This is a genomic window from Streptosporangium sandarakinum (assembly GCF_050942225.1).
GTDB lineage: Bacteria > Actinomycetota > Actinomycetes > Streptosporangiales > Streptosporangiaceae > Streptosporangium > Streptosporangium nondiastaticum.
This window is the reverse complement of record NZ_CP192034.1, coordinates 4,416,551-4,430,377: the sequence shown is the minus strand read 5'-3', so window position 1 is coordinate 4,430,377 and position 13,827 is coordinate 4,416,551. Positions and strand designations below refer to the sequence as shown.

At 69.6% G+C, this 13,827-nt stretch carries 20 protein-coding genes; 13 read left to right on the top strand and 7 right to left on the bottom strand.

Annotated elements, in window-relative coordinates; translation table 11 throughout:
* The first annotated feature begins 151 nt into the window (after nt 1-151).
* The 5 genes from ACQP10_RS20810 to ACQP10_RS20790 are packed head-to-tail and all read left to right on the top strand — an operon-like array spanning nt 152 to nt 2,709.
* Entirely contained in the window at nt 152-493 is a 342-nt protein-coding gene (locus ACQP10_RS20810; RefSeq protein ID WP_433539526.1) for a zinc finger domain-containing protein, read from the top strand.
* A complete protein-coding gene (locus ACQP10_RS20805) occupies nt 427-645 on the top strand; it encodes a recombinase family protein (protein ID WP_433541930.1) in 219 nt (72 codons plus the stop codon). The genes ACQP10_RS20810 and ACQP10_RS20805 overlap by 67 nt, the downstream gene beginning before the upstream one ends.
* Nucleotides 642-1,055 (top strand): recombinase family protein, encoded by a 414-nt coding sequence (locus ACQP10_RS20800; RefSeq protein WP_433541929.1) that lies wholly within the window; start codon nt 642-644, stop codon nt 1,053-1,055. Before ACQP10_RS20805 ends, ACQP10_RS20800 begins: the two co-directional genes overlap by 4 nt.
* A 9-nt stretch (nt 1,056-1,064) precedes the next feature.
* Entirely contained in the window at nt 1,065-1,685 is a 621-nt protein-coding gene (locus ACQP10_RS20795; RefSeq protein WP_433539525.1) for a TetR/AcrR family transcriptional regulator, read from the top strand.
* Nucleotides 1,686-1,695: 10 nt separating this feature from the next.
* Nucleotides 1,696-2,709 carry a hypothetical protein gene (locus tag ACQP10_RS20790; RefSeq protein WP_433539524.1) on the top strand — a complete coding sequence of 338 codons (1,014 nt, stop codon included), beginning with the start codon at nt 1,696-1,698 and terminating at the stop codon, nt 2,707-2,709.
* A 345-nt stretch (nt 2,710-3,054) separates the two neighbouring features.
* On the opposite strand, the gene ACQP10_RS20785 is transcribed toward ACQP10_RS20790, so the two are convergent.
* Together ACQP10_RS20785 and ACQP10_RS20780 are read right to left on the bottom strand one after the other, a co-directional pair.
* A complete protein-coding gene (locus tag ACQP10_RS20785) occupies nt 3,055-3,369 on the bottom strand; it encodes a hypothetical protein (RefSeq protein WP_399500987.1) in 315 nt (104 codons plus the stop codon).
* A 208-nt stretch (nt 3,370-3,577) separates the two neighbouring features.
* Nucleotides 3,578-3,808, bottom strand: coding sequence for a hypothetical protein (locus tag ACQP10_RS20780; RefSeq protein WP_433539523.1), 231 nt, complete (start codon nt 3,806-3,808; stop codon nt 3,578-3,580).
* Nucleotides 3,809-3,973: 165 nt separating this feature from the next.
* Between ACQP10_RS20780 and ACQP10_RS20775 the strand changes: the two genes are divergently transcribed.
* Entirely contained in the window at nt 3,974-4,111 is a 138-nt protein-coding gene (locus tag ACQP10_RS20775) for a hypothetical protein (RefSeq protein ID WP_390004514.1), read from the top strand.
* A gap of 401 nt (nt 4,112-4,512) precedes the next feature.
* Here ACQP10_RS20775 and ACQP10_RS20770 read toward each other — a convergent pair whose 3' ends face one another.
* The gene (locus tag ACQP10_RS20770) at nt 4,513-5,451 is read right to left on the bottom strand and encodes a hypothetical protein (RefSeq protein WP_433539522.1); all 939 of its coding nucleotides are present in this window, start codon (nt 5,449-5,451) and stop codon (nt 4,513-4,515) included.
* 49 nt (nt 5,452-5,500) lie between these two features.
* Entirely contained in the window at nt 5,501-6,388 is an 888-nt protein-coding gene (sigJ, locus tag ACQP10_RS20765) for an RNA polymerase sigma factor SigJ (RefSeq protein WP_346021105.1), read from the bottom strand.
* Nucleotides 6,389-6,531: 143 nt separating this feature from the next.
* On the opposite strand from sigJ, the gene ACQP10_RS20760 reads away from it, so the two are divergent.
* From ACQP10_RS20760 to ACQP10_RS20740, 5 genes are all read left to right on the top strand, one after another.
* On the top strand, nt 6,532-7,680 hold the full coding sequence (locus tag ACQP10_RS20760; RefSeq protein ID WP_399500991.1) for a serine hydrolase domain-containing protein: 1,149 nt from the start codon (nt 6,532-6,534) through the stop codon (nt 7,678-7,680).
* 9 nt (nt 7,681-7,689) lie between these two features.
* Complete coding sequence (locus ACQP10_RS20755) at nt 7,690-9,123, top strand: MFS transporter (protein ID WP_433539521.1); 1,434 nt, start codon at nt 7,690-7,692, stop codon at nt 9,121-9,123.
* A 77-nt stretch (nt 9,124-9,200) separates the two neighbouring features.
* The gene (locus ACQP10_RS20750) at nt 9,201-9,698 is read left to right on the top strand and encodes a carboxymuconolactone decarboxylase family protein (RefSeq protein WP_346021108.1); all 498 of its coding nucleotides are present in this window, start codon (nt 9,201-9,203) and stop codon (nt 9,696-9,698) included.
* Nucleotides 9,699-9,786: 88 nt separating this feature from the next.
* The gene (locus tag ACQP10_RS20745) at nt 9,787-10,149 is read left to right on the top strand and encodes a carboxymuconolactone decarboxylase family protein (protein WP_346021109.1); all 363 of its coding nucleotides are present in this window, start codon (nt 9,787-9,789) and stop codon (nt 10,147-10,149) included.
* A gap of 28 nt (nt 10,150-10,177) precedes the next feature.
* Entirely contained in the window at nt 10,178-10,630 is a 453-nt protein-coding gene (locus tag ACQP10_RS20740; protein ID WP_399500994.1) for a DoxX family protein, read from the top strand.
* 86 nt (nt 10,631-10,716) lie between these two features.
* On the opposite strand, the gene ACQP10_RS20735 is transcribed toward ACQP10_RS20740, so the two are convergent.
* Complete coding sequence (locus ACQP10_RS20735) at nt 10,717-11,106, bottom strand: antibiotic biosynthesis monooxygenase family protein (protein WP_433539520.1); 390 nt, start codon at nt 11,104-11,106, stop codon at nt 10,717-10,719.
* A gap of 31 nt (nt 11,107-11,137) precedes the next feature.
* Nucleotides 11,138-11,809 carry an NAD(P)-dependent oxidoreductase gene (locus tag ACQP10_RS20730; RefSeq protein ID WP_346021112.1) on the bottom strand — a complete coding sequence of 224 codons (672 nt, stop codon included), beginning with the start codon at nt 11,807-11,809 and terminating at the stop codon, nt 11,138-11,140.
* 348 nt (nt 11,810-12,157) lie between these two features.
* Here ACQP10_RS20730 and ACQP10_RS20725 point away from each other — a divergent pair, with 348 nt between their 5' ends.
* Entirely contained in the window at nt 12,158-12,604 is a 447-nt protein-coding gene (locus ACQP10_RS20725; protein WP_399500995.1) for a DoxX family protein, read from the top strand.
* Nucleotides 12,601-12,951, top strand: coding sequence for a hypothetical protein (locus tag ACQP10_RS20720; RefSeq protein ID WP_346021113.1), 351 nt, complete (start codon nt 12,601-12,603; stop codon nt 12,949-12,951). Before ACQP10_RS20725 ends, ACQP10_RS20720 begins: the two co-directional genes overlap by 4 nt.
* A 25-nt stretch (nt 12,952-12,976) precedes the next feature.
* On the opposite strand, the gene ACQP10_RS20715 is transcribed toward ACQP10_RS20720, so the two are convergent.
* On the bottom strand, nt 12,977-13,525 hold the full coding sequence (locus tag ACQP10_RS20715; RefSeq protein ID WP_346021114.1) for a hypothetical protein: 549 nt from the start codon (nt 13,523-13,525) through the stop codon (nt 12,977-12,979).
* Nucleotides 13,526-13,827: the final 302 nt, after the last annotated feature.

Below are 13,827 nucleotides of genomic sequence, written 5' to 3'. Positions count from 1 at the left end.
GTTCCGATAGAAGATCATGAATGCGTCTCAGGGATGGCCCGGAGGTCTCGAATCCTTCTCACAACTCGTTCTCACTCAAGTTTCTGATCGAGGCGGTTCTGAGAAATGTTTGTGAGAGGATTCGGGGCTGGTCGACGTTCCCCAGGCCCGAATGAGCGCCGTATCCGCCGCCGATTCCGGTACCGCCGACGACGTCACCCGCGACGCCGATGAGGTCGAACGTCACCCCTGTCCGCGATGCGACGTCCCACCCGGATCGCCCTGCCGGTCACGGTCCGGCGCCTACCACCCGGCCGCTTCGCCAGGGTTCCCCGGCTCGCCGAACGGCTCCGCGTTCAAACTCCCGCCGACCGCAGGCCAGGCCGGCCGTGGCGGTCCGGCACACCGCCGCCCGCCCCCACCGACCCCGACCGGCCCTCGGCCGACATCCGCCTCGGCTACGCTCGCTGCTCCTCCCTCACCCAGGAGCTCCAGTCCCAACTGGACGCCCTGACCGCGCACGGCGTCGGCCGCGACAAGATCTTCAGCGAGAAGATCTCCACCCGCCTCAAGGCCCGCCCCGCGTTCGAAAAGGCCCTGGCCACCGTCCGGCGATCAAGGCCCATGCCCCGCACTGCCGCGTCATCCTCACCGTGTACGAGATGAAGCGGCTCGGCCGAGACGCCGGCGAGCTCACCGTTCTGGCCGACCACCTCACCGCGCACGGCCTGGTCCTGGAAATGCTCGCCGGCCCCCTCGCCGGAATCTACGACCCGGCCGGGCCCGGCCGCATGCTCTTCGCGTTCTTCGCCGCCATGGCCGAAACCGAGCGAGAAGCGATCCGCGAGGCGACGCTGGAAGGACTGGACGCCGCAGCCCGCAGGGGCAACCACGGCGGCCGTCCCACCGTCATCACCAACAACCACGACGAAGTCCTTCCACCTCGGCGCGGAACACCACGTCACTACAGGTCAGAAGCGGGTTCGTTGGATTCTGCTCCATTGCTGCCGGGACCCCCGGGCGGGGCACGGCCGACTGGCGGCACGCAGCTTGTTGGATCAGGCCGATCGGCCTAACATCAGTCCATGCAGTCTGACAGTAGGCCGATCGGCCGAAAACGCAATCCCATCATTGAAGAGGCCCGCCGGAGACAGATCATCGACGCCGCCATCGAGACGGTGGCGAGCGTCGGTTACGCGCAAGCATCGCTGTCGCGGATCGCGCAGCACGCTCAGATCAGCAAGAGCGTGATCTCCTACCACTTCGCCGGTAAGGATGAGCTGCTGGAACAGGTGGTCAAGCAGATCTACGACGATACGTGGGCGTTCATCCAGGCGCGGCTCGAAACCGAGACGACGGCGGCCGGCAGGCTCCGGGCCTATATCCAGTCCAACCTGGACTACCTGCGATCGCACCGCTCTCGTGTGCTGGCGGTGGGAGACATCGTCGGCAGCCACCGCGCAGCCGACGGCACGCCGCGCTTCGCGACGACCACCGACGAATCGGTCATCACGCTGCTGACCGACATCCTGCGCCAGGGCCTGGATGACGGCGAGTTCCGGGACTTCGATCCCCAGGTGGTCGCCGTGACCATCGGCCAGGCCCTCATCGGGGCGCTCAGCCGGTGGGCGGTGGACCCCACCGTCGATCTCACCGCCTATGCCATCGAGCTGATCACACTTTTCGACCGTGCCACCCGGAAGTAGGGACTTTCCCATGGGCCTGACCCACAAAGGCGTCAACTACGACATCGGTACGAACTACCTTCCCGATGGCGTCCTGTCCCGAGGTGAATGGCGGCCCGATCTGATGCGTCAGGAGATCCAGGCCATCCGTGACCAGCTGCACGCCAATTCCGTCGGCATCTACGGCGCCGACCTCGACCGGCTCGTTCAGACCGCAACAGTCGCGCTGGAGAACGGACTGCACGTATGGCTGCAACCCCGGCTGATCGACGCCGGTCCGCAGGAGACGCTGGACCATTTGGCGCGAACGGCCGAAGCCGCCGAACTCCTCAGGAAGGAGTATGAGACGATCGACCTCAACGTAGGTTGTGAGCTCACCGTCTTCTCCGCGGGCATCATGCCCGGCGCCTCCCACGAGGACAGAAGCGCCAAGCTGGCCTCCCCGCTGTACTGGCCGCTGTTCCCATGGTTCAACAGGAAGCTGAACCGTCTCCTGGGCAGCGCCGCCGCGGTCGCCAGATCCGCTTTCAGAGGCCGTATCACCTACGGCGCGGGATTGTGGGAGGCAGTGGACTGGACACCGTTCGACGTCGTGGGCCTGGACTACTACCGCATGCCGTACAACCGTTCCGGATACGTCAAGAACCTGCGCAGATTCCACCGGTACGGCAAGCCTGTGGTCATCGTCGAGTTCGGCTGCGGCGGCTACGACGGCGCCGCGGAAAAGGGACCTTCCAGCCACGCGATCATCGATCGCGGCGGACCAACGCCAGTCATCAACGGCTCGTGGGTCAGGAACGAGCGAGTCCAGGCCGAGCAGATCGCCGAACTGATCGGGATCTTCGAGGAGGAGAACGTGCAGGGCGCGTACGTGTTCGAGTTCATCGAGCCGCACCACCCACACTCCGCCGATCCCCGGCATGATCTCGACATGGCGGGCTACGGCATCGTCAAAGTCATCCAGGACGACGCGGTGGGATCGTATCGCTGGGAGCCGAAAGCAGCCTTCCACGAAGTGGCTCGGCTCTACGGTGGTCAGGCCTGACCTCCCGCCGCCCATCGGCCCTCCGCCGTCGGTGCCGCTCTGGCCACGCACCCCGAGTCCGACGCGGTGACGGCAACCACCGGGCCGACCAACCTCATGTCCGGAGTGACCGGCCACGACACTCCGGACCTCTACCGCCATCTCAATGCCTCACCCGATCCGGGGTCGCTTCCAGTTCCTCGCTGCGCTAGCGATTCGACCACTGTTCACCTGCGGCAACGTCTCAGATGGTGGCTGGTGGGGCCGACCTTACCGACAGGGTCGGGGAACAGCGGGATGGCCGTTGGCGGTATCCGACGTTGCTGAGCCCGGCTGGGCCGGGCTCAGGAGTAGGGCCGTACCGACTTAAATGACGGGCTCGCAGTTGTCTCCCCTGACGGCCTCGGGCAGCTGGACGACGCCCCCGATGTGGCAGCGGAACGTCCACTGCGGCTCCTCGCGGGTGATCACCATGAACTCACCCAGGAACGCGCCCCGCTCGGTCGCGCCATTGGAGGCGGTGCAGTTGTCTTCACCCAGCACGATGGCACCACCGTGTAGGACCTTGTCGCAGGTGTAGGTGGGGATGTCGTCGGCCTGGGCGGGGGTCGCGACGGCCAGGGCGCCGGCTATGGCGGCGGTGGCCAGGGCGAGGGTGGGCAGGTGGCTGGAGAAACGCATGGGTGTGATGTCCTTTCTGGAGTAGCAGGGTCACCACCCGTCACATTACACAGAGTATTTATCTAACTACCTAACGTAATGGATGGACTGCTGTGCCCCATGGCGCTTCCCGGCGATGACGACCGGCCGGAGAGTCGCAGTCCGGCCCGCGAACGCCAGCGGCCCGCCAGGGACGGGCCGCCAGTTCGGGACAGCTGCGCCGACGGTTTCAGGGGCGGTGCCGTCCGCGGCGGAGCCCGTACAGCGTCAGCGACAGTCCCATCACCGCCACGGCGGCACCGACCGGCGGCCACACGGCCGGAGTCAGCCACACCAGCACCCCGGCCGCGACGCCCGGGATCAGGCAGGTCAGGGCGGCGATGACATGCTGCGGCACGAAGACGCCGGGGCCGCGCTCGTGGGGGCGGCGGGGGCGGGGCGTGTGGGGTGTGCGGTTCACCAGGGTGTCCTTCCTGCTTGGGGGTGGTGACAGCACGGTCGCGTAGGGCGACGTTCGGTTTCGAGACGGTTCGGCGATAACGGATCGTTTCGTTTCGATGGCCAAGTCCCGGCGGCCGGTGTAGAGGTGGATTCCGGACGTCTCCGAACAGCGCTGGGGGAGCCGATGGCCGCGATCGATCCGGAGCGGGTCCGTACCAGCCGGCAACTGGCCGAGCAGCTGGCGTTGCTGTTCGACAATGATCCGGAGGGGAGTGGCCGGCCGCCGATGCCGGCCTGGGCGCGGCGATGGCCCAGTCGTTGATCACCGGCGGTCCGGGCGCTGCTCGGCGGCGCCGAGGAGATCACCTCCCCGCTTCGGTTCACCGACCGGCGGCCGGCGGACCTGGCCGAGACCATCGAGGCCGATCCCCGCCTGCGAGCCGCCCTTCGCCCAGCCGCTGTACCGGCTGGCCGACCACCTCGAACAACACGGCCGCCGCGAACGTGGTCTGCTGTGTCCGCCCACGGCCTTCTGGGAGGCGGGGACCGACCCTGAATGGCACGCCTCGATGCAACGGCTGATGGACGATCCCGGCCTGCATGTCATTCCACGGCCCGGGGTCTAGCAAGTCGCCCTCGATATTCATCCTGGCGACCGGCCGTAACCCCTGATCGAAGCGTGATCGATCGTCAGATCATTCGTTGATCTGTTTCCTCCATGTCCTAGGACGCCTTCCTGCCGGTGATCAGGGCGGTGCGCAGCCGTTCGTACGTCGGGGCCAATCGGCGCAAGCCGGCCGCCAGCACCGCGTCGTCGCCCGACACCAGCGGACCCTGCAGCCCCCCGACGATGCGGGCCTGCTCGGCGGCGACGGCCGCGCCCGCGTCGAGGTGGAGGGACGACAGGCAGGCCGCCAGGTCGTTGAGGCGGCGGGCGCCCACCCGCACCGCGAACGCCTGCCACAGCGCCCTGATCTCGGGGTCCAGCCCTTCCTCCACCAGTTCGGCCGTGCGCTCGGCGGCCTCGGCCAACCCCAGCGTGCCGGGCGGGACCTCCACGTCCGTACGTCCCGCCAGCCAGGCCAGTCCGGCGGGCAGCGAGCGCCGCAGCGCCTCCTCCGGGCCGACCTGCTCGCGCCGGGTGAACCTGTGCCGCATCCGGAACGGCCGCTCCAGGTAGGGGATCAGCTCTCCGCGCCACGCCTCGGCGAAGGCGCCGACCGGCAGGGTGGCGTACGGGTAGCCCTGCGGGTCGTGCGCGAGCACGGTGTCACCGGCCACTTCCAGCACCACCAGGTAGTGGTCGGCGCCGGCCGCTTTACCCGACCCGGGCTGGTATGCCAGCAGACCGAGCTCAAGCGGCCCGGCCAGCACCGGGCCGTCCTGGCAGGCCCGGCGCAGCCGGTCGAGCGCCGCCGCCGCCGTCCCGCCGTCCGCGCGCTCGCACTCCCAGCCGAGCAGGCCGAGCGCGGCGTCGATCCCGATCTCGGGGTCCCAGCCGAACGCGTCGAACAGCGGTAACCGGCCGCCGATGAGCTGCATCCCGTACGGGGAGCCCGTCAGGACCTCGATCATTGCCGGAGGCGGCGCCTCGCCGCCCAGGACCATCGCGAGGGAGTTGGCGTAGCAGTACGGCCCGGAGCCGACATAGGTGACTGACATGCTCCGCACCGTGCCGTCTGACACGGTGTCAGGGTCAAGTTCATCTTCGTCACGGCTCCAGGTGGGTGAGGTCGAGCTGCGCCAGCCGGTCGGGGTCGGACAGGATGTCGATCGTGGCGATCCTGCCGTCGGAGACGGTGAAGCTCATGACGGAGATCAGCTCGTCGTCGATGGTGTTGACCAGGCCGGCGAGGCCGTTGACGAGCGCCGGGTGGGTGGTGGCGCTCGTGGCCATGCGCTGGAAGGTGGCGAGCTGTCCCGCCACGGCCGCGGCGCCTCTGATGACCTTCATGCCGCCGGTGAGCGTCCCGCCGTCGGCGCGCAGCGTCACGTCGGGGTTGAGGACGGACACCAGCGCGGCGAGGTCGCCGTCGCGGGCGGCGGCGAGGAAGGCGTCCACCACCCGGCGCTGACTGCTCAGGTCGGGGTCGGGGTTCGGGGTCGCGCCGCGGACCCGCAGGCGTGCCCGGCTGGCGAGCTTCTTGGCCGCCGTGGGGGTGCGGTCCACGATGGGCGCGATCTGCTCGAACGGCAGGCCGAACATGTCATGGAGCACGAACGCCAGCCGTTCGGCGGGAGTCAGGGACTCCAGCACGACCAGCAGCGCCAGGCCCACCGAATCGGCCAGCAGCACTTCCCGCTCCGGGTCGGCGGCATCCGCGCTGCTGATCACCGGGTCGGGCAGGCGCTCCTCCAGCGACTCCTCGCGTCGAGACCTGCGGGCGCGGAGCATGTCCAGGCACACCCGACCGACCACGGTGGTCAGCCAGCCACCGAGGTTGTCGATGCCCCCCGCGTCCGAGCGCGCCAGCCGCAGCCATGCCTCCTGAACGGCGTCCTCGGCCTCGCTCAGCGAGCCGAGCATGCGGTAGGCGACCGCCTGCAGATGCGGGCGGTGCCCCTGGAACTGGTCGGCCAGGAAGTCATGGGGCGTCACGATCGCATTCCTCTCATCTCGGCCAGGTCAGAATGCTGACGCGTCAAACCAGTAAAAGGTGACCGCGAACGTATCCGGTCACCTTTCCCCCTGACCGTCCGTCATGCCGGCGACCAACACTCACTCACGAAGGGTTGCCGACGATGAGCAGGACGGATGTCCACGGAACGGTCGCGGACGGCTTCGAGCAGGTGCGCGAAACGTTCGCCGAGGTGGCCGCCGAGCAGGACGGCCAGGTGGGCGCGCAACTGACCGCCTACGCGCACGGTCGGCGGGTGGTGGACCTGTGGGCGGGGGACGAGGTGAGCGGTGACACGCTGACCGGCGTCTACTCCTCCACCAAGGGGGCCGCGACGCTGGTGGCGGCGCTGCTGGTGCAGGAGGGGGTCCTCGATCTCGACGAGCCGGTGGCCCGGCACTGGCCGGAGTTCGCCGCCGCCGGCAAGGACGCGATCACGCTGCGGGACATGCTGACCCACCGCTCCGGTGTCATCGGCGTCGACGGCGGGCTGTCGGCCGCCGAGCTGGCCGACGACGCGGTGATCGCGCGCCGCCTGGCCGGGCAGCGGCCGTACTGGCGGCCCGGGTCGGCCTACGGCTACGGCGGGTTCGTCTCGTTCGCCATGGTGAACGAGGTGATCCGGCGGGTGACCGGGCGGTCGCTGCAGCAGGTCTTCGACGAGCGCATCCGCGTCCCGTACGGGCTGGACCTCTACCTGGGGCTGCCCGAGGCCGAGGAGCGCCGCTTCCGGCCGATCCAGTGGTGGACGGCCACCCCGGAGCAGGAGGCCGCGTTCTGGTCGAACCTGCCGGGCCCGCACAGCATCCTCGGCGTCGGGTACGGGCTCAACGGCACGCCGCCGCTGGACCAGGTGGCCTTCGCCAACACCCGCGCCGTCCGCGCGAACGGCCCGGCATCGGCCGGCGGGGTGGGCAGCGCGCGCGGTCTGGCCGGCCTGTACGCGGCGGCCGTATGGGGCATCGACGGCCGCCCGCCGCTGCTCAAGCCGGACACCGTCGCCGAGTTCGCCCAGTTGCACTCCACCGGCGGCGACCTGGTCCGCGGCGAACAGGGCGCCTACGCGCTCGGTTTCCAGGCCAAGGGCCTGCGCTACCCGTTCCTCGGCGCGAACGCGTTCGGCCACGACGGCTCGGCGGGTTCGGAGTCCTTCGCCGACCCGCTCAGCGGCATCGCCTTCGGCTACACCCGGCGCCGTTTCGGCTTCGCCTGGTCCTACCCCGAACACGACCGGCTCGCCGCCGCCGTCCACCGCGCCGCCACCGCCTCCTGAGGAGCCCGCATGACCTCGCACTCCGAAACCCGCAACACCGGCTTGGCCCTGCTGGTGATCGCGGCCGCGCAACTGCTCATGGTGATGGACGGCACCATCGTGACCGTGGGCCTGCCCGTCATCGGAGCCGGCCTGCGCATCGACGAGGCCGACCTGGACTGGGTCCTCACCGCCTACGCCCTGGCCTTCGGCGGCCTGCTGCTGGCCGGCGGCCGGGCCGGTGACCTGTTCGGCCGGCGCAGGCTGTTCCGCGCCGGACTGACGGTCTTCCTGGCCGCCTCCCTGCTGGGCGGCCTGGCCGGCAACGAGAGCATGCTGATCGCCGCCCGCGTCCTGCAGGGCCTCGGCGCCGCGATCGTCGCCCCGGCCGCGTTGTCCCTGCTCGCCGACACCTTCCCTGCCGGACCGGAGCGCAACAGGGCGCTCGGTGTGTACGGCGCCATGGGCGGCCTGGGCTCGGTCGCCGGACTGCTCCTGGGCGGTGCGCTGACGGAGTACCTGGGCTGGCGATGGATCATGTTCGTCAACATCCCCATCGCACTCCTGGTCCTGGCCGGCACGTTCGCCCTGGTGCCCGGCACCCGTGAGCGCGGCGGGCTCGACCTGCCCGGCGCTCTCACCGCGACCCTGGCCCTCGGCTCGCTGGTCTACGCGATCAACCGGGCCGGGTCCCACGGCGTAGGCGACGGGCTCACCCTGGCCTTCGGCGCGGTGGCCGTCGCGTCGCTCGTCGCGTTCGTGGTCATCCAGCGCGGCGCGCACAGCCCGATGCTGCCGTCAGGAGTACTGGCCGACCGCGGCCGGCTCGGCGTCAACCTGGTCATGCTGCTCATGGGCGCCGGGCAGCTGGCCACCTTCTACTTCCTCACCCTCTACATGCAGACGATCAAGCAGTACTCGCCCATGATCACCGGACTGGCCTATCTGCCGTTCGCCGTCGGCATCGGCATCGGCTCCGGCGTCGTCGGACCCGCGCTGCAGGCCCGCGCCTCCACGCGGACCGTCCTGGCGACCGGCATGGCGGTGGCCGCCGCGGCGATGGGCTGGTTCGGTCTCCTCACCCCGGACCAGAACCCCCTGCTCGTCCTGCTGCCCGCCCAGCTCGCCGGGGGCGTCGGCCTGGGCATCGGCTTCGTCGGCGCGACCATCGGCGGCGTCCAGGGCGTGGCGTCCCGCGACTCCGGCATCGCCTCCGGCCTGGTCAACACCAGCCAGCAGATCGGCGGCGCACTCGGGCTGGCCGTCCTGGCCGGCATCGCCGTCACCGCCACCGCGAACCGGCCGCCGGGCACGCCCCCGCACGACGCGCTCACCAGCGGCTACACCGCCGGCCTGCTCGGCGCGGGCGCGTTCTACCTGGCCGCCATCCTCGCCGCCGTCCTGCTCCTGCGGCCACACCCCGTCAGCCGGAGCGCCGAGCCCCTCGGCAGCACCCCTGGGTGACGCCCATCGCCGGTCACCTTCGGCCCGCTGGATGCGTCATAGCGGCGGAACACCGTTCAGAAAGGAACCCCACCACCATGACCAGCACCGAGCAGCAGCACCGCCAGTCGCGCCTGTCCAACCCCGCCGTGCTCGTCCCCGAGCTGAAGGACATCGGCGGCGTCCTGTTCAAGGCGACCGGTAACGGCACCATCCCGGAGGCCACCATCAGCCTGCTCCAGTTGCGCGCCGGGCAGATCGTCGGCAACACGTACCTGACGGTCCTGCACACCGGCAACCTCCGCAAGGCCGGCGAAGCGGAGGAGCGCATCACCGCCGTGGCGTCCTGGCGGGACGCCCCCTACTTCACCGACGCCGAGCGCGTCGCGCTCGCCCTGGTGGAGGCCGTCCTCACCGCTGACCCGACCGGCGAGCGCGTCTCCGACGAGCTGTACGAGCGGGCGCGCGAGCACTACGACGAGAAGGCGCTCGCCACGCTCATCATGGCGATCGGCCAGGTCTGCTTCTTCATCCCCCTGGCCCTCATCGGCAAGCCGCTGCCCGGTGTGTCGCCGACGGAGCAGTGGAGGCAGTAGCCGGCGGACCCGCTCAGGGTGAGGACACGGTGTCCGCGCCTCACCCTGAGCGCTCCCGATGCACCGACTTCTCGGAAAGGAACGAATCATGCAAGCACGAATGACCAACCCCGCCTACCCGGTGCCGGACGCGGGACAAGCGATCCAGGCCCTCTTCCAGGCCATGCGGCACGACATGGAGGACGGCGTCATCGCGCGGACGGGGCTGGTCGTGGCCTGGCGGGAGACGCCGTACTTCACCGACGCCGAGCGGGCCGCGCTGGCCCTCACCGAGGCCGCCACCCGGCTCGCCGACCGCAGCGACCCGGTCCCCGACGACATCTGGGACGAGGCGGCCCGGCATTACGACGAGGCGGGGCTGGCCGCGATCATTCTGATGGCCGCGGTCACGAACCTGTCGAACCGGCTCAACGTCACCACCCGGCAGCTCGCCGGCCAGAAGTGGGGCTGAGTCGCATGGCGAACACGACGGAGTGCTCATGACCGCACGTACCTGGCCGAGACGGCTGGCCACGATCCTCTACTGGTATCTGGCCGTGTCGTTCTTCATCGGCTTCGTCACCAAGTTCTGGCCCGGGCCGACCTTCTTCGGTCCGGCCTACGCGGAGAAGTTCGTCGACTGGGGTTGGCCGCCGTGGATGCGGTTCGTGGTCGGCGCCCTGGAGCTCGTCTTCGGGCTGATGATGCTCGTCCCGCGGCGGCGGGTCAGGTTCATCGGCGCGGCGGGGCTGGTGTTCGTGCTGATCGGCGCGGTGACGACGCACCTCATCGATGTCGCCCCCTTGTATGAGGAGGTGTCGGCGCCGCTGCACCTGACCATCATGATCGGCGTGGCGCTGGCGAACTGGCCGGCGGACTGGCGGGACCTTCTCCATCCCTTCGACGACCGGAGCGTCCGCGCGGCGGTGGGCCGGGCGTCGACCGTTCGGTAGGGGCACCCGGCCACCTGCCGTACACAACACTGTGGCCCGGGATCCGCATGTCCTTCAGCGGATGCCCGGGCCACAGCGCCGACTTCTCAGCTGGTCACCGGTGCGGCGCTTCCGTGGTGGGAGGGCTGGAGGTCGACGATGACCTCGTAGATGCCGGGCCGCGCGGTGATGTGCAGGCCGGGGTCATTGAGCAGCCGCTGGGCGCTCTCCTGCCATTCGGGCCTGCTCAGCGCCTCTTCGAGCTGCCTCCCGCTCTCCCAGTGAGCCACGTTGACGTACCGCAGCTCGGCGTCGTCGATCATCGATCGGTGCAGCCGCGCCCGGACGAATCCCGGTTGCCTGGCCATGATCTCGGCGTTCTCCATCCACAGCGGCAGGAACGTCTCCGACTCCTCCACCGGGACGGTGAAGGCGTTGATCATGGTGATGGGCTCGTCGACCGGCGTTTCGGTACGGGTGATCGGAACTTCATTCATGATTTCTCCCTTGTGGTCGGTGATGAGAGGGTCAGTCGGCCATGCCGATGACCTGCTCGACCGTGTCCGGCCGGTCGAGCACCGCGAGCATGGCGTGGGCCACGTCGGCGCGTGAGACGTACCGGCCGCCCGGCACGTTCTGTCCCACAGCCGTCCGGTAAGCGCCGGTCACCGGCTTGTCGGTCAGCTGCACCGGCCTGAGCACCGTCCAGTCCAGGCCGCTGTCGCGCACGTCGTCCTCCATGACGGCCAGGTCGAGGTACTGCGGACGGAGCGCGGCCTTGACGATCGGATACACCAGGTAGCGCAGGAACGGCCCGTCGCCGGGGTCGTGCCGGGGCGGGTTGGGGCGGCCGGGAGAGGGGGTGGTGCCCACCGGCGCGGCGCTCACCACGACCAGCCGACGGGTCCCGGCGGCGCGCATCGCCGCGAGGATCGCCTTGGTGCCCCTGGAGGCCACCCCGGCCGCGGCGTTGTTCGGCGGGCCGAGCGCCGACAGAACGGCGTCGGCTCCTTCGACGGCGGGCAGCAGGGCCGTGACCTCGGCCGTGGCCATGTCAGCGGCACGCACGACCTGGACGGGCTTCCCGTCCAGCTTGGCCGGATTCCGTACGACGGCCGTGACGTCGTGACCCTTGGCCAGAGCCTGGTCGAGCAGATGCTGACCGACGCCACCACTGGCGCCGAAGACGGTGAGTTTCATGGACGAATCCCTCCGGGTTCGTTGAAAGGGGGTTGCCGAGGCAGGTGATCCCTGCTCGTGGGCGGCGGCCGGCGGGACAGCCTCGAAGACGCCCCAGTCTCTGACATATACGGACACCCACTTGCTCGCGTTTCGTCTTCACCTGTACGACGGCGCGGGCATGGCGAAGGTGACGACCCTCGCGAGAGACGCCCGCGCGAGGTCGGCGGCCGAGCCCGTTCCGTCGCCTCCATGACCCGGCGCGCGGCGGAAATGTGACAGCCGGAGCTGTCACATTCTTCGGGTTTCCGGAGTCATGGTCATGACCAGCGGACGGCCGTTGGCGTGACCCGAGAGGAGCACGTCTTCTTGTCCGAAGGCGCGAAGACGATCACGCCGATGCGCGTCCTCGAATCCGATACCGGCTCCCGCGTTCGCAGCATCCTCTACTGGGTGACCACGGCGATCATCGCGCTGGAGTCGGCGGTGGGCGGCGTGTGGGACGTGCTGCGGACCGACTACGTCCGTGACGTGTTGGAGCGGCAGCTGGGCTACCCGTGGTACGTGGCCGTCATCCTGGGCGTGTGGAAGATCCCCGGCACGCTCATCCTGGTGGCCCCGCGCTTCCCCCGGCTGAAGGAATGGGCCTACGCGGGCGCGTTCTTCGACTTCTCCGGCGCCGTCACCTCTCACCTGGTGTCCGGATCGGCGTGGTACCACGTGGCCTACACATCGCTTTTCGCGCTGTGCACCCTCGCCTCCTGGGCCCTCCGCCCGGGCGACCGGGTCCTCGGCAGGATTGGACTGCCTTCATGACGGTTCCTTCCCTGGACGGCCGCCGATTCCGCGCGGTCGCGGACGTGGCAGGCGGCGAGGTCGGCACCGAGACGATCTTCACCTATCACCAGGACGCCAACGAGATCTGGGGCACCTACGCGGGAGGCTCCGTCCGTCGCGGCTTCCTCGTCGGCACCCTCGACGGTGACCGCATCGACTTCCGCTACACCCAGCTCAACCTGGCGGGCGAGACCTCCAGTGGCCACTGCGTATCCCGCATCACGGTGCTGGCCGACGGACGTCTACGACTGGACGAGTCATGGGAGTGGGAGTCCCGCCCGGGGAGCGGAAGCAGCGCGGTGGAAGAGGTCGTCGACGCGACCTGACGGGGCGCCACGGGGGCGCGGATCATCAGGTGGGTTCGCACAGCCGGTTGAGCTCCGCGATGTCCGTATTGATGTCCGCGATCACCTGGTTGGGGTCGCCGCCGGTCATGCCGGTCAAGCGGAAGCTCAGCTCCTGGAACTCGCGGGACAGCAGACTGATCTTCTGCCCCACCGCTCCCTGCGCGTCGAGGACCGCGCCCATCAGGTCCTGGTACGTCTGCTGAGCCGCGGCCGCCTGGCTGTCGCGGACGGTCCCGGCGTTCCGGCGGTATGCGGTCAGCGCCTCCGCCGCTTCGTCGCAGCCGCCGGGCCGGACGGCCGCCACCACTGGGGAGGAATCCGGGATCTCGCGCGTGGGGCTCGGTGGCGGTTCGGGCGTGCCGGGCTCATGCGTGGGACGCCGGGTCCTCGGCGTATGCCGGGTGGTGGTGACCGGGTCCGGTGACGATGACTCCGGGGCCGGGGCGGGGACCACCGTGTCGGGCTGGGGTTGGGGCTGTGGAGGCGGGGTCGGCGGCGCCAGGTAGGCGATCAGCGCGACCACGGCCGCGATCGCACCCGCCATGGCGCTCACTGCCGTCCAGTTCAGGCGCGAGCCTGCTCCTCCGCCCACCGTCGGCGGTTGCGCTGATCCGCTTCCCGTCATGTCCCCATCGTGGCCGAGCCGCCGATCTCGGTCCAGAACGCCGCCCTGCCGATCTCCCTTGATCCGGACTCGCCTGTCGAGCGAGCCCGGGCGGACCGCTCACATCGCTCGTGGGGCGATACCCGGCTGACGAGACCTCTCCACCGCAGCCATGGATAACGGACAGGACGAAAATGATCTTGTTGCAGTACCCTGCCCTTGATCGTTTGCCTGGCTCACCGGGTACGCCC